At 49.7% G+C, this 22,801-nt stretch carries 17 protein-coding genes; 3 read left to right on the top strand and 14 right to left on the bottom strand.

Features of this window, described 5'->3' with window-relative positions:
- Positions 1–7 precede the first annotated feature (7 nt).
- From H6F91_RS14350 to H6F91_RS14325, 6 genes are all read right to left on the bottom strand, one after another.
- On the bottom strand, positions 8–1,000 hold the full coding sequence (locus H6F91_RS14350; RefSeq protein ID WP_190789389.1) for an ABC transporter permease: 993 nt from the start codon (positions 998–1,000) through the stop codon (positions 8–10).
- A gap of 56 nt (positions 1,001–1,056) precedes the next feature.
- Positions 1,057–2,082 (bottom strand): ABC transporter permease, encoded by a 1,026-nt coding sequence (locus H6F91_RS14345; RefSeq protein ID WP_190774188.1) that lies wholly within the window; start codon positions 2,080–2,082, stop codon positions 1,057–1,059.
- Between the two features lie 127 nt (positions 2,083–2,209).
- A complete protein-coding gene (locus H6F91_RS14340; protein WP_190774187.1) occupies positions 2,210–3,706 on the bottom strand; it encodes an ATP-binding cassette domain-containing protein in 1,497 nt (498 codons plus the stop codon).
- 73 nt (positions 3,707–3,779) lie between these two features.
- On the bottom strand, positions 3,780–5,057 hold the full coding sequence (locus tag H6F91_RS14335; protein WP_190774194.1) for a BMP family ABC transporter substrate-binding protein: 1,278 nt from the start codon (positions 5,055–5,057) through the stop codon (positions 3,780–3,782).
- A 181-nt stretch (positions 5,058–5,238) separates the two neighbouring features.
- Positions 5,239–5,697 (bottom strand): nucleoside deaminase, encoded by a 459-nt coding sequence (locus H6F91_RS14330; protein ID WP_190774193.1) that lies wholly within the window; start codon positions 5,695–5,697, stop codon positions 5,239–5,241.
- A 559-nt stretch (positions 5,698–6,256) separates the two neighbouring features.
- Positions 6,257–6,685, bottom strand: a complete 429-nt coding sequence (locus tag H6F91_RS14325) for a peptidylprolyl isomerase (RefSeq protein ID WP_190774186.1) — start codon at positions 6,683–6,685, stop codon at positions 6,257–6,259.
- Positions 6,686–7,140: 455 nt separating this feature from the next.
- Between H6F91_RS14325 and H6F91_RS14320 the strand changes: the two genes are divergently transcribed.
- Positions 7,141–7,905, top strand: a complete 765-nt coding sequence (locus H6F91_RS14320; RefSeq protein WP_190774185.1) for a glucose 1-dehydrogenase — start codon at positions 7,141–7,143, stop codon at positions 7,903–7,905.
- Here the strand turns inward: H6F91_RS14320 and H6F91_RS14315 are convergent.
- Positions 7,865–9,157 (bottom strand): glycosyltransferase, encoded by a 1,293-nt coding sequence (locus H6F91_RS14315; RefSeq protein WP_190774184.1) that lies wholly within the window; start codon positions 9,155–9,157, stop codon positions 7,865–7,867. The genes H6F91_RS14320 and H6F91_RS14315 overlap by 41 nt on opposite strands.
- Before the next feature lie 4 nt (positions 9,158–9,161).
- Positions 9,162–9,899, bottom strand: a complete 738-nt coding sequence (locus H6F91_RS14310; protein WP_190774183.1) for a DUF2993 domain-containing protein — start codon at positions 9,897–9,899, stop codon at positions 9,162–9,164.
- Positions 9,900–10,364: 465 nt separating this feature from the next.
- Here H6F91_RS14310 and H6F91_RS14305 point away from each other — a divergent pair, with 465 nt between their 5' ends.
- Positions 10,365–11,537 (top strand): protein-glutamate O-methyltransferase CheR, encoded by a 1,173-nt coding sequence (locus H6F91_RS14305; RefSeq protein WP_190774182.1) that lies wholly within the window; start codon positions 10,365–10,367, stop codon positions 11,535–11,537.
- Between the two features lie 54 nt (positions 11,538–11,591).
- Here H6F91_RS14305 and H6F91_RS14300 read toward each other — a convergent pair whose 3' ends face one another.
- Positions 11,592–12,239, bottom strand: coding sequence for a chemotaxis protein CheB (locus H6F91_RS14300; protein WP_190774181.1), 648 nt, complete (start codon positions 12,237–12,239; stop codon positions 11,592–11,594).
- Between the two features lie 223 nt (positions 12,240–12,462).
- On the opposite strand from H6F91_RS14300, the gene H6F91_RS14295 reads away from it, so the two are divergent.
- Complete coding sequence (locus H6F91_RS14295) at positions 12,463–13,146, top strand: Crp/Fnr family transcriptional regulator (protein WP_199307828.1); 684 nt, start codon at positions 12,463–12,465, stop codon at positions 13,144–13,146.
- A 250-nt stretch (positions 13,147–13,396) separates the two neighbouring features.
- Here H6F91_RS14295 and H6F91_RS14290 read toward each other — a convergent pair whose 3' ends face one another.
- The 5 genes from H6F91_RS14290 to H6F91_RS14270 form a co-directional block, all read right to left on the bottom strand.
- On the bottom strand, positions 13,397–13,777 hold the full coding sequence (locus H6F91_RS14290; RefSeq protein WP_190774179.1) for a response regulator: 381 nt from the start codon (positions 13,775–13,777) through the stop codon (positions 13,397–13,399).
- 1,018 nt (positions 13,778–14,795) lie between these two features.
- Positions 14,796–15,737 (bottom strand): MBL fold metallo-hydrolase, encoded by a 942-nt coding sequence (locus H6F91_RS14285; RefSeq protein WP_190774178.1) that lies wholly within the window; start codon positions 15,735–15,737, stop codon positions 14,796–14,798.
- 290 nt (positions 15,738–16,027) lie between these two features.
- Complete coding sequence (locus H6F91_RS14280; protein WP_190771500.1) at positions 16,028–17,647, bottom strand: NAD(P)/FAD-dependent oxidoreductase; 1,620 nt, start codon at positions 17,645–17,647, stop codon at positions 16,028–16,030.
- A 97-nt stretch (positions 17,648–17,744) separates the two neighbouring features.
- The gene (locus H6F91_RS14275; RefSeq protein WP_190771501.1) at positions 17,745–18,869 is read right to left on the bottom strand and encodes a THUMP domain-containing protein; all 1,125 of its coding nucleotides are present in this window, start codon (positions 18,867–18,869) and stop codon (positions 17,745–17,747) included.
- 373 nt (positions 18,870–19,242) lie between these two features.
- Positions 19,243–22,257 carry a DUF4347 domain-containing protein gene (locus tag H6F91_RS14270; RefSeq protein ID WP_190771502.1) on the bottom strand — a complete coding sequence of 1,005 codons (3,015 nt, stop codon included), beginning with the start codon at positions 22,255–22,257 and terminating at the stop codon, positions 19,243–19,245.
- Positions 22,258–22,801 lie beyond the last annotated feature (544 nt).

The following is a 22,801-nucleotide window of genomic DNA, read 5'->3' as shown; positions in this document are numbered from 1 at the left end:
CAAAGCATCAATCCTGCTGAAAGGTACGCCCCAGTGAAGCCGGTGGTGAACTGTGAATCGTTTGGACGATCGCCCGCCCCATACCTGGAGGTAATAACTTCAATAAACGCTCTAACCACTCGCTTGAAGTCAGAACGAGAAACACGAGCATCAAGGCAAAAGGAGCGACCGTGAATACTTGCGTAGGTACATTGGGGATAGTACTTTGCGCCACACTTGCGAGGGATTGAAGAATACCAAATAGATAGCAGCTAAACGCAACTCGTAAGGGATTCCAGCCACCAAAAATAACGATCGCCAGTGCAATCCAACCATAACCTGCCGTATGGCGATGGCTCCATCCAGCCCTGAAATCCAGCGAGAAGGCAGCCCCTGCAATTCCAACGAGAGCACCTCCCAGCAGCGTGTAGAAGTAGCGCATCAAGACCACATTGGTACCCCGCACAAAGGCTGCCGCAGGTTGTTCACCAATCGCCCGTAACATCAACCCAGGACGGGTGCGATAGAAAAAAATCCAGGTTGCAATGACTAAAACGAAACTCGCGTAGACCAGCAGATCACTCTGGAAGAACAGTGGCCCAATGACCGGGATGCTTTGCAAGATGGGGACCTTAAAACTGGGAACTGTGGGGCCGGGAATTCGCACAAAGGGATTGCCCAGAAACGAGGATAAATCTGCACACAATAGCGTCAGCACAAAACCGATCGCCACTTGAGATTGGCGTAGGGTCAGCGCCCCAAAAGCAACAATCAGGGCGATCGCCGCACCTGTCAATGCTGCCGCCCCAAACCCCAACAATAGACTGGGGACGGTACCCAACCCCTCCGCCGTTTTGGCGACGGCGAACCCCACCATGGCGGAAAGGAGGATGGTGCCTTCCACGGAGAGGTTGATGACTCCGGCACGTTCGGTGATGGTTTCGCCAATGGAGGCAAAGACCAGAGGTGTTGATGTGGCGATCGCCACCGACAATATTGAGATCAGTTGGGAAGTTTCCATAAGAGCAAAGCTAGGGTTCTTAGGCGGCTAATGGGTTGCGCAAAGAGTATCTCATTCTATGTTTTGGCGGCTTTATTCATTTCGCTAAACCCTCGGCCCAGTAGGGCAAATAGCACCAGGGTTCCCTGGATGACGCCCGATAGGGAAGACTCCAGATCCAGGGAAAGGGGAAGTTGAAGACTACCGATGTTGAGGGCACTAAAAAAGAAGGCGATCGGCAATAAGAGCCACGCATTTGAGCCTGCCAGCAGCGCAATCAACAGAGCCAAAAATCCCAAATTGCTGGAAATGCTGGGAATGAGGCGGTGAAACACGGCTAACACTTGCAACGAACCGGCAATGCCGGCAAAGACCCCACAAATAGCAAACGAGCTGAGCAACTGCCGAATCGAAGGAATACCCAGGACGTAGGAGGCCCGCAAGCTATGGCCCACGGCTCGGAGGCGTAAACCGAAATAGGTGCCCCGCATCACAACGATAGTCAGGATAAGCACAGCAAGGGCGATCGCTAACGCCACCGGACTGGCCTCTGTCTTCCCAAATGTTGGCAGCCAGATCGCCTCGTTAAACTGCTCAGTACCACTCATGGAAGCGACACCCGGCTTCTTCCAGGGGCCAAAAATTAAGTAGAGGGCCAAACCATCGGCCACAAAATTCAGTCCAACCCCGGCAAAAATTTCGTCAATGCGTCCATACACTTTGAGCGCACCGGCCAGTAAGCCCCAAAGCATTCCTCCCAGAGCACCTGCGGCGATCGCCAGCACAATCACCATTGGTGCTGGCAACACATCCTGAAACAGCCGGATCGGCACCATGGAGGCAATTCCTCCCAGCACAATCTGCCCTTCAATGCCCAGGTTATACAGCCCTGCCGTAAAGGTAAACAACAAACCGCTGGCACACAACAGCAGGGGAGCCAGGGTTGCTACCACTCGGGCAAACTGGTCGGCTGTGCCAAAGGCCCCCGACCACATATAGGTCACCACTTCCGTAGGCGAGCCGCCGACCAGCACGATGACCACAGCGATAAACACCAGAGACAGTGCCAGGGAAGCCGCTTGATAGTAGATAGATCTGGACATGGAGTAGGAGGGCAGAGGGCAGAAGGCGGAGGGCGGAGGGCGGAGGGCGGAGGGCAGAGGGGAAGGCATGTGGAAGGGGTGGCGACGATAGATGCAGTCGAGTAGTCCTTACCTGCCGCCCTCTGATTTAAGCTCGGCTCTCTTCTAAAGCAGGGGAATCATAATCAAGTTTGCCGCCGATCATCTGGCCTAAGCGATCGACCGTTAGTTCTTTCACATCTATCGGTTCAGATACGCTGCCGCCGCTGAAGACGATGACGCGATCGCTGTACTGCATGATCTCATCCAGGTCGGAGGACATGAACAGAATCGTGGTGCCGCCTTCGCAACGGGCGATGAGTTGTTGCCAGACCCATAGCGTTGAGCCAATATCTAAGCCCCGCGTCGGATGCTCCATTAGAAGTAGGTTGAGGGGCACGGGTAAAAGTGCCAGTTGGGTGCGTTGCTGATTCCCGCCGGAAAGCCGTTCGACTTTGGTGTTGGCCTTGCCCCGAATATTGAAGAGGGCGATCGCTTCTTGGGTCCGCTTGAGTGTTCCTTTCCAATCGACAAACCAGCCCTTCGGCGGAGTTTTGAGGGCAACATGCTCGTGAATCGTTAACCCCTGAACCAGACCTTCTCGCAGGCGATCGGCGGGAGAATATCCTACCCCAGAATTCAGGTACGCTGGGTAGGGTTTATGCGTCATATCCACGCCGTTGATCTGCAAGCGGCCTGTGCTGGCGTGCAGCAGACCGGCGCATAGTTGAAGGAGCAGTTGTTGACCGCTTCCTTCCAGACCGGCCAGACCGATGACCTCGCCTTCATGGGCCGTTAGGTGATCGATTTTGATGTTGAAGCGACCGCGACTCAAGGTCACTTTCTCAAGCACCAGAGCCACTCCAGATTTACGGGTGTGGGGCTTCACAGGGGGTGCCAGTTCCCGTCCAAAAATCAGCTCAATCAGCTGTTCATCAGAGGCTGGAATGGGCAAATCTCCGACCACCTGGCCCTGGCGCATGACCGTGACGCGATCGCACAATTCATTCACATCTTCTAACTTATGCGACACAAAAATGACGGATTTTCCCTGGCTTGCCAGTTGTCGCGCGGCATCAAACAACGCATCTTTTTGAGAGGCAGAAATGCCTGTGGTTGGCTCGTCCAAAATTAATGTATTCACACCTAACGACAATAGCCGGAGAATCTCGACCTGTTGCCGTTCCCCTACTGTTAAGTCACCAACGCGCTGATAAATATTCAGCGAAAAACTAAATTGGTCAGCTAATCGCCGGAATTCCTTGATCACCTGCTGTCGGCTGGTAAACAAGCGACCAGGCTTGCCCACCATAAAGTTATCCAGCACCGACAGGGGCGGAAAGTCGAGGGGGTCTTGATGCAGCATCCCAATCCCCATCTGCATGGCATCAGCCGGGGTTTTAATATCAACCTCGCGTCCATCCAACAGCATAAGCCCTTGATCCCGCGTGATAAAACCGCTCAGGATTTTGACCAGAGTGCTTTTACCTGCGCCATTCTCACCCAGCAACCCGTGAATGCTGCCTGCCTCAACGGTCAGCGAGACGTTGTCATTTGCCTGGACGCTGCCAAACCGTTTGGAGATGTGGTGTAACTCGACTTTCATAAGTCTGCTGCTCAATGTTAATTGACAGAGGAGTGCCGCGCAAAACGCGGCACTCCTCCGTTAGCTCGTTAGCTTATGTGCTTGGCCCTTCCATGCCTTCCAGGAGTTGAGGCATGTACCAGACTTGCTGATCCGTTGCCGTTTCTCCATCCTTCAGGAAGACGCTGCCATCTTGATAGTTGAGCGGTCCCTGGTAAGGGTTGATACTGCCGTCACCTAAGCCTTTCACAAACTCATCGATGTACTTCTGGTTTTCGCCCAGCGCTTTTCCGGGGAGGAAGCCAATCATCGAGGTTTCTGTGCTGTTAATGTCCTTCCAGTCGGGGCCGAGCCAGGTGAAGGGCTCCAACTGTTTGCCATCCAGTAGGTCTTTGAGAACGCTGGTGTAAGGCACATTCCAGTTGTAGTAACGCACACCCAGACAAGAATCAGGAGCCAGGTCACAGCCGCCCTTGAAGTCGATATGAACGTATTTCGCGGCTTTCCCTGCTGCTGCTGCCTTTTTCGCCTGCACAGCGGCCTCAGGAGTATCAATGCCTGACATCACGACATCATAGCCGCCGTTGTAGTAATCATCTGCAACTTTGGTGGGGTCAAGCGTTTTGCCGGGAATGTTGAACCAGAAACCAATCCAGGTCACTTTAAACTGCAAGTCATCCACGGGTTTCTGGCGATAGTTTTCCCAACAATGCTTAGCACCGAGATAGGCCGCCGAGGCATAGCGACGCGTTTCGTCATTGATGAGAGCACCCAAAAATCCAATTTTCCCAGTTTCCGACGAGAGAGCCGCTGCACATCCCCCTATCATCTCGCCATACTGCATCTTGCCCATGATGTTGGACAGATTCGCCTGATCTTGAAAGTTTTGGCCCTCCTTCCAGGAGTAATCGCCTGAGGCATGGATGATGGGAATATCAGTATGCTTTTTAGCGGCTTCTAGAGCATCGTCTTTGAAGTCATCGGAGTTGAAGATGACGAGTTTTGCCCCTTTGGCAATCAGATCATCGGCAACCTGGGCTCCAGTTACGTTAGGGCGATCGGCTGGGTTTACCTTATCGACGTACTCCAGCTTGGCACCCGGAAATTGTTTAATCGTCTCTTCAATACCCTCGTAGTGAGCCTGGTTCCACCCGGCATCGTTTTTCGGCCCTACTAACACCATACCAATCGTGAAGTCTTGCCCTGCTGCGGCTGGTGAAGATGACTCTGCTGGAGTTGGTGAGTTAGCCGATGGGTTACCACAACCCACAATTAACCCACAGGTTGCCACAAATAAGGCCAGCACCCGCCAATATCGCCGGAAGGACACCCGTAATGGGCGGAAAAGGGAACGTTTGGGAAAATCAGCCATTTTGTTCATAGTTCAACGGATTTAAGACAAAACTTCTCGTTCACATCACACACCTTGACGTTGATGGTTAGAGGCAATCCAGTTGGAACAGCAAAGCGATCGCCCATTCATCAACTCAAACACTGACAACTCGAAAAATCTGGCAAATTGAGGCATCTGGATGACGAGCAGCCTCCGGTTCCTACACTCTCCAGAAATCGCGATGAATTGCTACAATCTCTTCCTCAACGTGAGGAAGTGGTCCCCAAACTTTTATCTTTTTCTGACCTCGTTCAAATACCAATCGACAGGGTAGATCCAACGTAGGATTTTGCTCATGGTTCCCGGTTAGGATTAGCAATTGTGTTTCTGAAACACCGTAAACCAATCGCCCAATGTTGGCCCAATACTGGGTACCAGCACACATGACGCAGGGTTCTACCGTGCTGTAGAGTGTGCAGCCCCATAAATAACCAGGAGTAAACTTCTCCCAAGCCTGCCGAACGAGCACCGCTTCAGCATGGTTCACTGTATCCACGTTGCCCTGCTCGATTAGGACTGTTTCGTGATCTGGGGCTACTAAGAGCGCGCCAAAGGGATGGTGACCCGATTGAGCGACACGCATGGCAATCTGGTTGGCGTGCCGCAAATGCCGAACCATTTGTTCACGGGTGGGATCAGCCCCCGGGGGCGGGAGATGATAGGGAGATGGCTCTGAAGGAACAGTTTCCACCAGAGGATCGCTCACACTCTTCTCCTTGCGAATACGATAGGCAACATTAACAGTGGAGAACACAACATGGAGGCAACCAAGTATCTGCTTTCCAATTAAGGCGATCGCCGTCCCAGACAATGTATCTTATGTAACAAATAACGTACAGTACTGAGTTCTTAATTTCGTTGTAAGCATTTTTCCGTATAGTTGTGTCCGCTTCATCTGATAAAAAGTGGTGCGGCGCAAAGCGCCGCACCACTTTTTATCATCGGCATTTAACCTTACTTGTTATTAGAACACTATGACTCACTGGAGTTTGGACTAACCAAGTACTTGCAATGCGATCGCCCTCCTGAGCCATGTTTCAAATTCATGAATGGGATGTGGTGAAAGGGGCACTTCATACCCCTTTCACCACATCCCATTCACACGTCTAGAACACTATCCTCCCCGGTAGAGTGTGCTTGCTGAATAGCAAACACACCCTACAACGTGAGTTATTGCACTAAGCGATTTCAACTAGCTGAATATCAAAGGTCAAGTTCTCACCGGCTAGCGGATGGTTCGCATCCAACGTAACGGTTGAGTTCGAAACTTCTGTGATCGTCACAGGAATAAGTTGACCATCTGGTTGCTGAAGATGAAGCTGTTGCCCAACCTGAGGTTCAATTTCAGCAGGCATCTGTTGTCGATCAACCGTCAAAACCATCTCGTCAATGTAGGGGCCATAGGCGTTCTCGCTGGGGATGGTCTCAGTCTTAGACTCACCCGTTGACATCCCAAGAACTGCCTGCTCAAAACCGGGAATAATTCCGCCTTCTCCAAGCGTGAACTCTAGTGGATCGCGGTCTACAGAGGAATCAAACACTGTACCATCATCCAATTTGCCAGTGTAATGAACCTTAACCGTATTGCCGCGCTGTGCTTGTACCATTCTATGTCTCCTTGATGACTCTCTCGCGTTAAGTATGGTCGATCGCCCAACGTCTGTCCCATTACTTAAGCTTGTTTTTTGATTGCAGCCTGGTTACTGCTTGTTTTACTTCCTTCATGTTAGATGACATCCGATTGAATGGGGAAAAGCCAGTGCAATGCGCCACAATACCTTCATTTAATCGAACTTGATATAGCCTTTATTACGTTAGTTGGGACACCAGAAGCGAGTGGAAGCATTACGCCTGATGCCCTAACTAACACAACATCAACAATAGTAATTGCAGTGATCGCTATCGGGTGGGATGCGCCAACATACATTTCGGTTATTAATAGAACTTATGCAAGTTCTCTATTACTGCATTCTTGTTGTGCGCTGTGCGAAGTACGCCAACGCAACAAGAATCTGTAAGTCTTGATTAAATTGGATGCAATGTAAGGATTGGATGATTGGTAATGAATGCTGAAAATCGAGTGGCGATCGTAACCGGGGGCGGTCAGGGCATTGGCAAGGCAACCGTGCTGAAACTGCTGCAGGCAGGATATCGGGTGGCGATCGCCGAGATTGACTCTGACGCCGGCACAGAAACGGCGGAGGAGTATAGCTCCCTGGGAGAGGCCCGTTTTATCCCCACGGATGTGAGTGATGAAGCCTCTGTTCGGCAACTGGTTACTGATACCATTGCCGCTTATCATCGGCTGGATGTTTTGGTGAATAATGCAGCGATCGCCCATCCCAACAATGCGCCCGTTGAGGAACTGGACTTGGTGCAGTGGAACCGTATCATCACGACGAATCTAACCAGTGCGTTTCTGACGAGTAAGTATGCTATTCCCCATCTCCGAGCCTGTCGAGGCAGTATCATTAACATTGCCTCAACCCGAGCTTTCATGTCGGAACCCCACACCGAAGCTTATTCCGCGAGTAAGGGTGGCATTGTTGCGCTCACCCACGCCCTGGCCAATAGTTTGGGGCCCGATATTCGAGTCAATTGCATTAGCCCTGGCTGGATTGCTGTAGAAGACTGGAAGAAGGCTGCGAACAGAGGGACGCCCCAGTTGACAGAACAAGACCATCAACAGCATCCAGCCGGGCGGGTTGGCGTACCTGATGATGTGGCCGCTATGGTGGTCTATCTTGCGTCGGAAGCGGCAGGCTTTATGACAGGGGAAAATTTCATCATTGACGGAGGGATGACGCGAAAGATGATTTACCTGTAGATTCTCTCTGAACAACTTGCTCAATCAGGTCTGCGGCCCGTTGAACGCCTCCCGCTTGCTGAATCGCTTGCTGTACCCTTGCGGCATTGGCAGCGTAGGTGGGAGAGTCACTTACCTGCTGAATGGCCTCTCGGAGCCGGGGCGGCGTGAGCTTCGTTAATGGAATCACCTCTCCGACACCTGTCCAGCGAATGCGGGCTCCCGTTCCTGGTTGCTCAAAGGTAATGGGAATCGCAACCAGAGGCACACCATAACTCAGAGAATCGAGCACGGTATTCATGCCGCCATGGGTAATAGTCAGGCTGGCTCGGGATAGAACTTCTCGCTGAGGAGCGTACTCAACGACCAGGGGATTGCCGGGTAGACTGGCGATCTGTGCAGCATCCATACCGCCGCCGTGGGGCATGACCAGTTGCACATCTAAGCCTTCACAGGCTGTGGCAATTTGGTGAAAGATTTCATACTTACGATTTTGAACACTTCCTAAAGAAGCGTAGATCAAGGGTTGGCCCGTCAAGCGATCGCTCGGAAATGAAACGGACCGAGGAGAACGGTTCCGCAAAGGGCCAACGTAATGAAAATAGTCAGGGAGGTTGGGGTTGGGCAGATCAAATGCGGCAACCTGCTGGCTCATGTGGAGCAGGCGTGTGTTGGAGCGATACATTTGCCGATAGGGGGGCAAATTCCAGCGATCGCGGTACTCATTAATCACCTGCAAAATCGGACGGCAATTGCGATCCAGAATGGTGTAGGCAACCTGATTACGAAGTCGTGCCCACCATTGGTCTTCGTAATTCCAGGGCATGAAAAAGGGAGGAATATCGGCCCGGCGGTGAATGGCTTGCCCACAGGAAACACAGATAAATGGGAGCCCCAGCCCTTCTGCTACGGTTTCTCCGGCAGGCTCCAATTGATCAACCAGCAGGGCATCAATGCCGAGTTGAGCGATCGCCGCCGGGGCATCCCGACAAATAATTTCCGTCACCTCGCGGCAGAATTTAACAGAGTACTGAAGTGCCTCAATTTCACTCAGCCGAGCCAGTTGCACAAAGGTTTGTGCGAGAGAACCGGGTTGATAGGTCGATTGCCCGATCGCATGAAAGCCGACTCCTTCCGATCGCACCAGAGGTTCCACGTCAGAAATTTGAAGCACCGTAACACGGTGACCACGCGACTGAAGTTCTCGTCCTAAAGCCGTCTGGGGATTTAAATGACCGGGATAGGGGGGGCAGATAATTCCAAAGTGAACCATAGGTCTACCGGGTAGGAAACTGGTCGATTGTCGCGGAGGCATGCAGAGTCAGCTTCTCGGGCATCGTCTCGATCTGCTGAATTTGAAAAGATGTGCCTCGCTGTTTGAAGTCTTGCAGGCTAAGAATTTCATTAATCGGAGACAGAATTGCAGTGGTTAATTCGGCAGGTACATCCTCTCCGGAGGTCGATTGCACAGCCAGGTTAACGATCTGTCCTTCAGATGCAATTTCTGGTGTCGTCAGCAGCGTACTGGACTGTACCGCTTCAATAGATGCCGCCGTCCAATCCAGATGAAGCTGAAGTTGATTCTCTGGCAGAAAGGCCGCATGAATTTGATGAAGTCTGTAGTTTTGAGTCGGGTTTGCAGAGGCTGAGGGTTGCGATCGCTCTCCCACAAATTGCAGGCTCAAAAAGTCAGAAAGCTGTTTCTCAAGGAGCGTCAGCGTGAGTTCTCCGGTAGATGGTTGAAGCAGTTGAATCGTACCCTTCATAGCCAGCTTTGGTAGGACAGTCACCTGCCCGATCTGAAGCTGAAAGGTTTCAATTCGCAAATTTTTCCGCGCTAAAAACTCTTGGAGTTCGATGGCTAGCCCATCAACCTCCCCACGCATCGCTTTGGATAGTGTTGCGTTAACCCAAACATCAACCCGCTCTGCTTCTACGAGCCTGGATATGGCAAGCCCAACAATCCGATTAACCGTTCGCGCCTTCCACCCCGCCTTTTCTCTTTCATCCTTCACAACGCTACCGATGCCAACGTCCGTAATGCACTAATATTGGTCTGGGACGGCAGGAATTGTATCGATCCAATGGCAGAAGCCCCAAGGGTCGCAACGAATAAACGTAGGGCATATAACACAATATGCCGTTTGGGTTATGTCTTTAATCTCTGAATAGAGTAGAACGCTACTCTATTCATCAATCCAGTATTCAGCAACTTCATTTGCCTAGATTTTAGTGCGCTCCGCACCCCCCATATCAAGGTTTCTTGTAGCGAATACGGGTGCTGTTTTAGTGATCTATCAATGTTCAAATGTGGGTTAACCCCACACTTGAACATAAAATTACCCACCACACCCTTGAAACCCAACCTGAGTAATGGAGATGACTTGTACGCTACTGGACAGTCATCTGCCCGAGAAACGCCTAAACTCAAAAATATAGAATTTACTCTATGAACGCCCAGCTAAGTTGGCTATCTGTTCATGCATAACCTTTCTGTTAGCACTACATCACCATCTCTAAAAGCAACAAATTTAGAAGATTTACTTAATCATCTCAAGCATGTTCAGAAGGCTGACCTGACGAGTTACAAGCGTTCTAGCTTAATGCGTCAAATCAAAAAGCGCATGCAACATGTTGGAGCGCAGCATTACCAGGAGTATCTCGACCACCTAACGCAACAACCTGATGAAGTTACACATCTTTTGAATGCTGTTTTTATCAACTGTACATTCTTCTTTCGCGATCGCCCCATCTGGGATTATCTCAAAAGCACCATCATTCCCCAAATTATTGCCAACAAAGCTCCAAACGAACTGATCCGTATCTGGAGTGCAGGGTGTGCGTCAGGGGAAGAAACGTATTCCCTGGCAATCCTACTAGCGGAAGCTTTGGGGGTCGAACAATTTCAGCAACGCGTGCAGATCTATGGCACTGATATTGATGCCGATGCGCTGTGGCAAGCGCAACGCGGCTGCTATTTCCCCTACAAAGTTACAGGAATTCCACCAGAACTTTTAGAGCGATATTTTGAGTGCACAGCCGAAGGTTATCGCTGGCGACAAGAGCTTTACCACTCCGTCACCTTTCATCAGCATGACTTAATTCAAAGCCCACCGCTATCACACATTGATTTGCTCCTTTGTAGAAACACACTGATGTATCTGATACCACAGGCGCAACTTCAAGCACTGGTTCGGTTTCATTTCAGTTTGCAGCAGCAAGGGTTTCTACTACTGGGTATGCCAGAAGGACAAATTCCTTATTTACGACAGTCTCTCTTTGAATCGAAGAATTCAAAAGTAAGGTTATTTACAAAAGGGTCAACTATTCATGATTACTATTCATTACTCCCACTCTCATTTTGTCCTATACCTGCTGTAAATAATGCACTAACAGATATGAACGAGGCTGGTTTGAAACATCTTTCCGATTCGACTAACGCTTCACAAGACTATGAGCAGCAACACGTCCAGTTAGAAATGTTGCAGCTTGAAGTGAAGCGGCTACAAGATCAGGTGCGATCGCTTCAAGATGCACTCTCTGTGCAGATTCAGCAACGGCACGATATTGAGCAAGAACTACGGGCAACCCAGAAGGAATTGGAGCTCATGAATCAGGAAATTCATCGTCACCTGCGAGCTAAATCCGCCTGATTGCCTGCACACATCATCAGCTCATTCATACAGAAGAGGGTAGGGGCGTTGCCCTTACCCTCTTCTGTATGACGTAACAGCTTCTGACGTTACCAGGCGCACCAACATAGAAGCGATCTCCTCCAAGGGCAATACCTGATCTACGTTTCCAGTGGCGATCGCGGCCTGCGGCATATGGAAAGCTTCAGAAGTTAAATTATCCTGAGCGATCACCGTGCCTCCATGTTTCTTGATGGCTAGCACGCCCAGCGCACCATCAGACCCTCGGCCGGTTAGAACGACAGCGATCGCCCGCGATTTGTAAGTGTTTGCCACTGACATCAACAGTTTATCGGCAGCAGGACGCACAAAGTTCATCTTAGGTGCATCCGATAACAGTAGCGTACCATTGGGCTGAACTATTAAGTGGTGATCTGGAACAGCCACATAAACGGTGCCCGGCCGCAGAACATCTCCCGTTGCAGCACTTTTAACCCGAAGTTGAGTTCGCTGACTCAAGATTTGAACTAATTGGCTGGGAAAACTGGGGCTGAGATGCTGAACCACCAGAGTAGCAGCCGGGAAATCTGCGGGTAAGGTAGACACGATAGCACTCAACGCTTTTAACCCACCTATTGAAGTTGCCAACACGACAACATTAAATGCAATATTCGGAAAATGAGAAAGGATCCGAGATTGCGGTATGCAGGTGAGAGAGTTCATGAGAGTACGAACCAGGAAATTATCAGATGAAAAGACTGTACTTAGCCGTACACTCCTCTCTCCCTCTATTGTACTCTTTCGTACAAACCGCACCGAGAGCTATACTCCTCCCTATGCCAGAGGGCTCCTTACCAGCTTTGTGTTATCCCAGTGCATAGAGATCACCTAACTAACCATTAAAGTAGTGCGTGAAGGACTTTCAAATACTGTCAGAAATCGACTCTTGGCCAGCTTACCAATAGAAGAATACGAACGGCTTGCGTTCTACCTAGAGCCCGTTCCCTTAGAAATTAAACAAGAGTTATACCAACCCAATGAACCGATTGAGTTTGTCTACTTTCCGCTAGAAGGAGTTTGCTCGCTACTGTCGCTAACCGCAGCGGGTGATCTGATCGAAGTAGGAACAGTGGGCTATGAAGGCATGGTGGGGCTGCCTGTATTTCTGGGAGCTAAGCAAATTCCAGGGGTGGCAATGGTTCAAGTTCTGGGTAATGCTTTGAGAATGCGAGCCGAGGCAATGCGCACTCATGTCACCCCCGACACTGTGCTTTATAACGTTCTACACCGCTATACACAAGCATTGTTTAATCTCATTTCACAATCTGTAGTATGTAATGGGATGCATTCGATCGAGCAACGCTGTTGTCGTTGGCTGCTCTTGACCCAAGACCGGGTCGGAGATAACCAATTTGCACTAACCCATGAGTTTCTATCTCAAATGCTTGGGGTGCGCCGGGCGGGGGTCAGTGAGGTGGCCGCTAAGTTACAGAATGCAGGCTTCATTTCTTATCGATATGGCAAAATCACGATTCTGGATCGAGAGGGATTAGAAGCAACAAGCTGTGAGTGTTATTCACTGATCAAAGCCGAGTTTGAGCGCCTGATTGGTGGGAACACCATGATGTAATCGCAATGATTCAGCATGAGCCCTAAACAACACTGATTCTAGAAATATTGAGGAAAGACCATGACTTATTCTGGCGATCGCTCCAATGACGATGCCAATCCAGGGCAGCATGTCCTGCACTGAGGGCAAGATTAAACTCGGTTGATCTTTAGTGCACTTCCGACATTTGAGACCTGTTTGAAAGGTTATTTTCTTGTGCAAAACGCACGAGAAAATAACCTTTCAAACACGTACTAAAAATCAGCAGAGGTTAATCATACCAGCCCAAAATCGAACGCATCTGCCTGGCTAACTCACTTACTCTGAAGGGCTTGGTGATAATTCCAGCGATCACCAAGTGGGAAAATCGTTCTCGTTCATTAGCCTGGCTTCTTGTCATAAGTAAGATTATGGGAATGTGTCGAATGATTGGATTTGTTTGTATCTCCTGAGAAGCTATAATGTCATCCATTTCAGGCATCATCACATTCAGCAAAATAGCGTCGGGTTGCTCAGTTTCGGCAAGGGCGACTCCAGCCTGATAGGATTCTACTATTAGGGTTTCCCAGGAAGTTGTAACTTTAAGTGCAACTTGAACCATTAAGCGAATGCTAGGTTCATCGTCAATCAACAGAATGCGCCTCGTTGCCATCAGGTTTATCTTCTAAAACAGGTGTAATGAAATAGAAATTGCTTTCCTGCCCTAAAGTGCTATTCAGCTCGGTCTGCACCTTGCCGCGCTGCAAGTCGTGGGTGGTGTTGTGAAGGGGGCACTAGGCGGCCCCTCTCACAACAACCCATCACACGCCTAGAACAGCACCTACCTTCCAACGGTGACCAGGGTAAGCAAACCTGTGATGTAATATATTTCCTCTAAACAGAAGACCATTCAGGAAACACAGGTCCCAAGCAAATTGCTAACATAGGCTGCCTGAAAGGCCATCCGTAGATTCGCTTTACCCTGAAATCGCGTCTCTATCGTTCGCCTACATTTGGTAATTTTAAGGACAATGCCACCTATGGCAATACTGCCACATACCCGAATGGTAAGGGACAAGCAGGAGAGAAGTAAGCTTCGCGAACTACTAAGTTGGTTAGCCATATACCTTCTTTGAGTCTCTGGGTAGAAACAGGTGAGCCTGTTTCAAGTACCGATTGTGTTTCAAATACCCTCTTAGCCCATCGGGAATCTAAATTCCCTCTAAGCACTATATAACCTTTAGGCACCATTTCTAAAATCTTTGGTGCTGAACAAGCTTCAAGCACCAAAAAATCAGGAACTTAGCCGTACTATACGGGATTAAGACATTTAAATTCTTGATTTTTGAAGAGCTTGGGCATTTAGTTACTCGCATCTTCCTTATTTCAAGGCTTTCTGAGTATTCTGATATACCGCACAGAAACCAAACCCCTTTTCTTGTTTCTTCAAAGCAGGAGAAAAATAAGAACTATTTATCAAAGGCTATTTGAAAGGATTGGCTTTTCATACCTAGGTTGCACCAAAAATCAACCACCTCAAACAGCTTTCGAAGAATGGTAGGCTGAGGTAAAAGCTTAATACAAAGATTTTTAGGTATATTCGTTTTGACTAAGTCGAAACCAAGACTTACCCGAATCGAACATACCTGGTGCGTCTTTCGGGTCTGCTGAATTTGTAGGGAAACATCCTCTTAGCAAAGATCACCAGGTTCAACGTTCGGATCGATGCTTTCATAGCTGAAATAGCGGTCTGGTACACCGTTATAAATGATGTAATCGTCAAAGATATAGATACCGAGTTTGCCGTCAATTTCGGCGATCGCCCCGCGCAACGACTTGAGCTGCTCCACCGTCATTTCTAAAGGTCGTTCGTGGGGTTGATAGCTGGTACGAATTAAATAGTCCAATTTTGGATAGATGGACATTTCAATATGACAACCCAGAATATGAGCGATGGGATGTGTCTCACAAAAGGCAATCATCCGCTCGATGCTGTCAACAAAGTCAGCCCAGTCTCGCACATAGAGGCGACCAGGATAAAACAAATCACCGGTGAAGAGAAGTTGAGTATACGGATCGTAGATTGATACTTCCGCTTCTTCGTGCCCTGGGGTCGCTAATACCTGAAGTTGTCGCCCTCCCAGGTCAAAGCTCACCTGTTCCTGTGGCCAATTCTGAAAGCCATAAAACTCCATTGTTTCAGCTAAGCTTTTCCCAACGATAACGGTGTTGGGCCGGTCGAGAAATTGCGGATCTGCTTCATAGTGATCGCGGTGCAGATGGGTATGGGCTACGACCAAGGCGTAGTTTTCTCGTGGATACTTTTCTAGCCATTGGTCAATTAAAGCATCCACGGTTTGCCGTAGGGGAAAGTATTCAGGCGATCGCGTCGCTCCCGTATCCAGCAAAATAGCGCGATCGTTACCAAACAACAGAAACATAAAGGGGGCTTCTGGATGCACCGCCATGTTCTGCCGCATGATCATGGTGTGTTCATTATAGAGATGCACCTGGATATCCGGATCAGTATTATGTTTAGCTGAAACTGAACCATGAATCCAGCGCACATCCAAACTTCCAGGGGCAACTTCAGGAAGATGAAAGTTAATAGATTCAGCAACAAAAGAGGACATAAACTCAAACTCCCTTTCGATCAGCGGATAAAACATTCAACAATCCAGACAATACATAACCTGAGTTCGGGTTAAGGGCTTTTTCGAGTGCCGCGCGAAGCGCGGCACTCGAAAAAGCCCTTAACCCGAACTGAGACTAAGTAATTACCCAATGATTTTATAGGGTTACTCATTATGTCCATATTCGGCGTTGCTGTATTCATACAGGTATTTCCCAACCCCTATTGCTGAAACGGGAGGGAAAACCAATCGTTTCTCCTCCCGTTTCATTTCAGCAACGCCAATATTAATTACCGCCGCGCCCCAACCAATTGCACCATACTCAACGCAACGGCCTCTGCAACTTTGATGCCATCGATACCAGCCGAAAGGATACCCCCGGCGTAACCCGCCCCTTCCCCTGCCGGGAAAAGGCCTTTGGTATTCAAACTCTGATACTCATCGTTACGCTTGATCCGAATGGGCGAGGAGGTGCGCGTCTCCACCCCCGTTAGCACAGCGTCGGCCATGGCGAAGCCCTTGATCTGTTTGTCAAAAGCGGGCAGAGCTTCACGGATAGCGGCGATCGCATATTCCGGCAAACTCGTACTCAAGTCCCCTAAATGCACCCCCGGTGCGTAAGACGGCAGCACAGTCCCAAACGCTTCAGAAGGACGACCCGCCAGAAAGTCTCCCACCAGTTGACCCGGTGCGTTATACGTGCGACCGCCTAGCTCAAAGGCTCGTTCCTCTAACTGTCGCTGAAACGCAATACCCGCCAGGGGATGCCCTGGATAATCATCAGGGGTAATGCCCACCACAATAGCACTGTTCGCATTGCGCTCATTCCGCGAGTATTGGCTCATGCCGTTGGTGACAACCCGCCCAGGCTCAGACGTAGCCGCCACAACCAGACCACCCGGACACATACAAAAGCTATAGACCGACCGACCATTTTGACAGTGGTGAACCAGCTTGTAATCGGCAGCACCCAACAGCTTGTGTCCCGCCTGATCGCCAAATCGACAGCGATCGATCAACGGTTGTGGATGCTCAATGCGAAAGCCAATGGAGAATGGTTTCGGCTCGATGTAAACGCCGCGATCGAACAACATTTGAAACGTGTCACGGGCGCTATGGCCAACCGCCAATACCACATGCTGACTGGCAATATACTCGCCGCTGGCAAGGGTTACACCCTGTACCTGCCCCCGCTCAATGTGAATGTCAACAACCCGGCTTTGAAAGCGAATTTCACCCCCAAGAGCCTCAATTCGGGCACGCAGACTTTGGACGACACCCACCAGCTTGAAGGTACCGATATGGGGCTTGTTGATATAGAGAATTTCCGGGTTAGCTCCCGAATTCACCAGCTCGGTCAACACCTTACGGCCATAGTGATTAGAATCCCTCACCTGGCTGTAAAGTTTGCCGTCGGAAAAGGTGCCTGCCCCGCCTTCGCCAAACTGCGCGTTGGATTCGGGGTTCAACGTGTCTTTCTTTTTCCAGAAGGCAAAGGTATCTGCGGTGCGATCGCGCACTGCCTTCCCCCGTTCCAATATGATCGGACGAAACCCCATTTGTGCGAGCAGCAGCCCTGCAAACATCCCACAAGGCCCAGTACCAATCACGATCGGACGACTGGCCAGATTGCTGGGAGCCTGCGCCACCAGGCTATAGCTCATATCTGGCGTTGGCATCACATGCGGATCTTTCCTTAGGCGTTGCAGCAATGCCTTTTCCTGGGGGGTCTCCACATCCACAATGTAAACGAGAGAAATCTCCCCCTTCTTACGGGCATCATGGCTCCGCTTGAAGATGGTGTAGCCAGTTAATGCCTCGGGGGAAATTTGCAGCTTTTTAAGAATTGCCGCCTTGATGGCGTCTTCAGGATGATCAAGCGGCAGCTTAATTTCAGTTAATCGCAGCATATTTAATATTTTGGGGCGTAAGTTTGCCTACCAGTTGATGCGGTGGGCGCTTAACGCCCACCGCATCAACTGGTAGGCAAACTTACGCCCAATTGAACTAGTACAATTCATACTTCATCAACTGGCAGGGCAACGTACCATTATAAACCGCAAACCGCTGAGACGATTTCAGTCCAATCGACTGTGCGAGTGCGCGGTTACCGCTCAGCACAAACGCCGTCCAGCCTTTGAAGCGTTGCTTCAGCACATCGCCTAAACGTTTATAAAACGCGCCCAAATCGCTATCTCGACCCAGCCGTTCGCCATAGGGGGGATTACAGAACAGCACGCCACTATCGGCCGGCGCGGCAACATCTTCCAGGTCGATCGCCGCAAAATAAACATGGTTCACGACGCCACAGGTGGTTGCATTGGCGATCGCCTGTTCAACCACATTCTCATCGCGATCGCTACCCCAGATCGGCGCAGGCAGGCTCTCTCGCTGGCTATCCTTCGCTTCTTGTACCAGGCTTTCTAGCAGCGATCGATCTGCGTCGAGCCAGGTTTCAAACCCATATCGCTCGCGAAATAGCCCCGGTGCAATATTTAGCGCTTTCAGACTCGCTTCCAGGGGTAACGTGCCAGAGCCACAAAGCGGGTCGTAAAACATCTGCTCAGGCTGCCAGTCCGATAGTTGAATTAACGCCGCTGCTAACGACTCCTTCAATGGTGCAGAGCCAACCGCTGGACGATACCCACGACGATGCAGACTCTGCCCTGAGCTATCAAGACTGACGGTACAGACCTCCCGATCAATGTGTACAGTGATTTGCACATCTGGGGATTGCAGATTGACATCGGAGCGATCGCCCAAACGGTCTTGCTGCTGATCGACGATTGCCCGTTTCACCTGTAGCGCCGTGAAATGGGTGTGGTTCAACTGCTCACTTTTGCCCGTCGCATTCACCGCTAACGTCAGATCAGGGGTGAGATACTGCGACCAGTCGATTGTCTGAATACCCCGATAGAGATCCTCGGCGTCCTGGCAGGGAAATGTATGCAGTTTCATCAGGATGCGGAACGGTAACCGAGCCCAGAGGTTAACGCGGTAAAGGAGGGTGCGATCGCCCTCGAATGAAACGCCACAAAAACCTGGCTCTACAGCATTCGCACCCAATTGTTCTAACTCCTGCGCCGCCAGCGTTTCTAGCCCCCGCGCCACTGTTGCAAAATACTGATTCATTCATGCGGCTCATAACTGTAAGGCACTGTGAAACCCAGTTGCCCTTAACAATTATAAGACTTGCGCAAGTCCCCATAGGTAACCTCAGTTCGGGATAAGCTGAAGTGCTCATTTTGGCGTGCGCAAAGCGCACGCCAAAATGAGCGTTTTCGAGTGCCGCGCAACGCGCGGCACTCGAAAACGCCCTTCACCCGAACTGAGGTTAGGTAGAGCATTCTTGTTGAGTGTGGTGTATTCCACACTCAATATTTAACAAACTATGCGTCAGTGGCAGCAATTCTCATTTTGGAATCAGGCCCGAAACCGCGTGCCAAGGGCACGAACTCTCGGCTTTGATGCCCATACTGAGAACTGCTGAGTCAGTGCACGATCCTTAAACAACCATGAAATTTTGGCTGCTAAGGCTAAGACCTGGTTTGAGAGTTGCGAAGGCGATCGCCCCCCCGCGACCAGCACCATCCGCATCAAAAATTAGGCTTCCTGTTTGACGATTGTAAATGAACCGATCTTCAGCTCCAATCGCTCGACTACCTACATGAAATTGCGTTGCAGCAAGGGTGCCTGCTCGTAACCCACCCCCAAATGCGGCAGCTGAAACCACCATTACATCTGCTGCTGCATTGAAGTCTGTGATGATGTCATTTCCACTAGTCAAATTCGCAAAGCCCACCTTATCTCGACCTGTGCCCGTGGTGATGCGATCGCCGGTTCCACCACCGATCAAGATATCGTCTCCCGTACCACCCACCAGGGTGTCACGACCCGAGGCCCCAAAGATCAGATCATTTCCTGCACCACCATTGATAATGTCATTTCCTCTGCCACCCGCCATGAAGTCATGGCCTCCCTGGCCCCAAATTTGGTCATTTCCATCCCGCCCGAAAATAGCATCCTTACTACCTGTGCCATAGAGCCTGTTTGCATTCGCTGTACCATTGCGGAGCAGGAAAGAACTACCAGATCTAAGGGTTTCGGGGTTCAGGTTCAGCAAAGCATTCGACACCACAAATTTATTGTGAGGTGTATCAAATAGCGACGTGACAGTGGAACCAATATTAACGGTCAGGGCGAAAGTCTTTTGTGTCTTTTCACCACTCGTATCTTGAAGGGTTAGGGTAATGGTTGCATTGCCTGTGTACCCAGAATTTGGTGTAAGGGTGAGAACGCGATCGCTCCCCGTACCCGAGAATGCAATTCCCCGTGCTCCAATTAAGGTTGTGTTACTGGAAACAGCCGTTAGCGTTAATCCTGCCGGATCATTATTACCTCCTGTATCAAGATCACTGATGGATAGATTCAGCCAGAGCGATCTATCTGTCGTAGTCGTTTGGTGGGTGATCGCACTCACAAACGGTGCATTATCCAGGTTGTAATCAACAATCTTGTTACCCAGTTTACTGACGATACCCTCTGGTACTTCTCCACTCAGTTGGTTGTTATTGAGGTGAAAATATTCCAGATTAGCCAGGTTACTCAGTTGTGTCGGAATGGAACCACTCAGTTGATTGTGAGAAAGTTCGACCAATGCTAGTTTGCTGAGGTTGCCTAACTCGGTTGGGATAACACCACTCAGGTTGTTATTGTTAAGGCTGAAGCTTTGCAGGTTACTCAGATTGCCTAACGCTGTCGGAATGCTGCCGCTAAGCTGGTTGTTGTCCAGGAGAAGGCTAGCCAAGTTGGTTAGATTGCCTAACTCTTCAGGAATGCTGCCACTGAGTTGATTTTCCCTCAAACCAAGATTAGACAAATTAATCAGGTTGCCCAACGCAGGAGGGATGCTACCACTTAACTGGTTACCTCTCAGGGCAAGGTTAGTCAGCTTGCTGAGATTACCCAACTCAGGTGGGATAGTACCACTCAGATGGTTGAAGCCAAAACTAATGCTGGTTAAGTTGCTGAGATTGCCCAGCTCAGGTGGGATAGTACCGCTCAGGTTGTTGTTAGGTAGGCTCAGCGCTACAACTCGATCGCCCGTTACTGTTACCCCCCTCCAGTGGCTAACCACACTCATATCGGGTGGCGTATTACTGCTAAAGTCCCAGTCTTTCCAACCTTTCTTGTTTGTCCAATTGGCTCCACCCGTATTTTCATAGAGCGCCTTCAAGGCTGCATAATCCTGAGCATTAAGCGGCACCCCGACCACATCCAGGGTGAAAGTTTTCGCCGTTTCTTCACCATTTCCATCTTGAAGTGTCATTGTGATGGTGGCGCTTCCCCCTTGCCCAGCGATTGGCGTTAGAGTCAGAACGCGATCGCTCCCCGTTCCGCTAATAGAAATGCCATTGCTATCAATTAAAGCAGTGGCATTAGAGGTGACACTCAGTGTCAAGTTAGTATCGTTACCCGCTGTGTCAATATCACTAATCGACAGATTTAATGTGAGTGACTGGTTGACATTAATAGACTGATTGGCGATCGTTGTCACAAACGGTGCATTACTTAAATCATAATCCGTGATGCTATTACCGAATTGATTAACCAGTGGCTGGGGTACCTCTCCATTCAGTTGATTATTATTGAGATAGAGATGTGTCAGGTTGGCCAGGTTACCTAACTCCGATGGAATGCTGCCAGTCAACTGGTTGCCATAAAGATTGAGCGATTGCAGTTCACTCAATGTCCCCAATTCAACAGGGATGGTACCACTCAGGTAATTCGAGCTTAGGCCAATGGAGGTGACGCGATCGCCCATCAAGCTCACACCTTTCCATTGGCTCACCACACTCACATCCGGTGGTGTGTTGCTGTTAAAGTCCCAATCCTTCCAGCCTGTATTGTCTGTCCAATTTTCCCCACCCGTACTTTGATAGAGGGCTTTTAAGGCAGCATAATCGTCCGCATTCAGAAGTTCCAGAACACCGGGGTAAAGCTGCTGTATTGCCTCATCGAATGCCAAAGGTGGTTGTGGTGTTCCAATCGACACCTCCAGTCGCCAATTTCCACCCAGTGCTGCACTTCCAGTTTTAGTGGTGGATGCAGCGATCGCAGCTCCTGTTAAACAGTGGAGCTTCTGCAAAAATTCCATGCCAACATTGCCCAGGCCAACTTGGCAACCATAAATAAATAGTGATTCAATCGTCCAATACCGCAGTTCCCTTCTGTAGTGTTCAAGGGATTCTATTTTTAATGGTTTGTTACCGACGAATAACACGCCAGGGGCACCATGAGCCAGAAGGTGTAGGGTTTTAACTGTAGGATGCTGTTGTAACGCTGCTGTGATTTGGTTAATGACATCCTGTTTATCATCAAGCACAATCACGCTGACATCTGGAAGCACACCTGAAACAAGGATTTCATAATCCGAGACATTCGGGTCGATGGCAACCAATGTTGAGAAGGTCGGCGAAGATGCGATATGAGGTGCAATCACAGCAGTTAAAGCAGACATAGGTTCTAAGAGATGGCTGGATAAACGATTGGGAGATCAGACAGTAACAAGATTTAGAGATTGATATAAAGCCTCAAGTTGCTCTACTTACCTTGCCAAATGAGAAGGCACTGGGAAATACCCTAGGAAGCAGGTTGGGGCGAGGGTCGCTTCGTAGGGGGTAATTTTGTTGGATCCGTTGGAGAGGCTGCGATCGCTAAAGCGCAGGTTCTAACTCTTAATTTCTAAAGTGCCCATCAGTAGCAAAAATCACCCTTGCAATATCCATACTTCACATCTTTTAAGTACAGCGCTTTGCACGTGAATCAGCCACGGTTGTTTTTGTAATAACAAGTAAAGTTAAATGCTTATGATGAAAAGTGGCGCGGTGCATTGCGCCGCGCCACTTTTCATCATAAGCATTTAACTTTTGTAAGTGAGGCGGGCTTCGCCCGCCTCACTTACAAAAGTGGGATGCACCCGATTCAAAATCTGCTAGTTTTGGGTGAGATGCCCGGGGGATGCGCATTTCACCCAAAATTAGCCGCCTTCATAACAATAGAGC

Source organism: Leptolyngbya sp. FACHB-8 (genome assembly GCF_014695575.1).
Lineage (GTDB): Bacteria > Cyanobacteriota > Cyanobacteriia > Elainellales > Elainellaceae > Vacuolonema.
The sequence above is the reverse complement of the archived record's forward strand: the minus strand, read 5'-3'. Positions and strand labels throughout refer to the sequence as shown.

Excerpts from the sequence above, each read along its gene's own strand:
- H6F91_RS14350 (WP_190789389.1), bottom strand. The coding sequence starts at position 1,000 with ATGGAAACTTCCCAACTGATCTCAATATTGTCGGTGGCGATCGCCACA.
- H6F91_RS14345 (WP_190774188.1), bottom strand. The coding sequence starts at position 2,082 with ATGTCCAGATCTATCTACTATCAAGCGGCTTCCCTGGCACTGTCTCTG.
- H6F91_RS14340 (WP_190774187.1), bottom strand. The coding sequence starts at position 3,706 with ATGAAAGTCGAGTTACACCACATCTCCAAACGGTTTGGCAGCGTCCAG.
- H6F91_RS14335 (WP_190774194.1), bottom strand. The coding sequence starts at position 5,057 with ATGGCTGATTTTCCCAAACGTTCCCTTTTCCGCCCATTACGGGTGTCC.
- H6F91_RS14330 (WP_190774193.1), bottom strand. The coding sequence starts at position 5,697 with ATGGTTCGGCATTTGCGGCACGCCAACCAGATTGCCATGCGTGTCGCT.
- H6F91_RS14325 (WP_190774186.1), bottom strand. The coding sequence starts at position 6,685 with ATGGTACAAGCACAGCGCGGCAATACGGTTAAGGTTCATTACACTGGC.
- H6F91_RS14320 (WP_190774185.1), top strand. The coding sequence starts at position 7,141 with ATGAATGCTGAAAATCGAGTGGCGATCGTAACCGGGGGCGGTCAGGGC.
- H6F91_RS14315 (WP_190774184.1), bottom strand. The coding sequence starts at position 9,157 with ATGGTTCACTTTGGAATTATCTGCCCCCCCTATCCCGGTCATTTAAAT.
- H6F91_RS14305 (WP_190774182.1), top strand. The coding sequence starts at position 10,365 with ATGCATAACCTTTCTGTTAGCACTACATCACCATCTCTAAAAGCAACA.
- H6F91_RS14300 (WP_190774181.1), bottom strand. The coding sequence starts at position 12,239 with ATGAACTCTCTCACCTGCATACCGCAATCTCGGATCCTTTCTCATTTT.
- H6F91_RS14290 (WP_190774179.1), bottom strand. The coding sequence starts at position 13,777 with ATGGCAACGAGGCGCATTCTGTTGATTGACGATGAACCTAGCATTCGC.
- H6F91_RS14285 (WP_190774178.1), bottom strand. The coding sequence starts at position 15,737 with ATGTCCTCTTTTGTTGCTGAATCTATTAACTTTCATCTTCCTGAAGTT.
- H6F91_RS14280 (WP_190771500.1), bottom strand. The coding sequence starts at position 17,647 with ATGCTGCGATTAACTGAAATTAAGCTGCCGCTTGATCATCCTGAAGAC.
- H6F91_RS14275 (WP_190771501.1), bottom strand. The coding sequence starts at position 18,869 with ATGAATCAGTATTTTGCAACAGTGGCGCGGGGGCTAGAAACGCTGGCG.
- H6F91_RS14270 (WP_190771502.1), bottom strand. The coding sequence starts at position 22,257 with ATGTCTGCTTTAACTGCTGTGATTGCACCTCATATCGCATCTTCGCCG.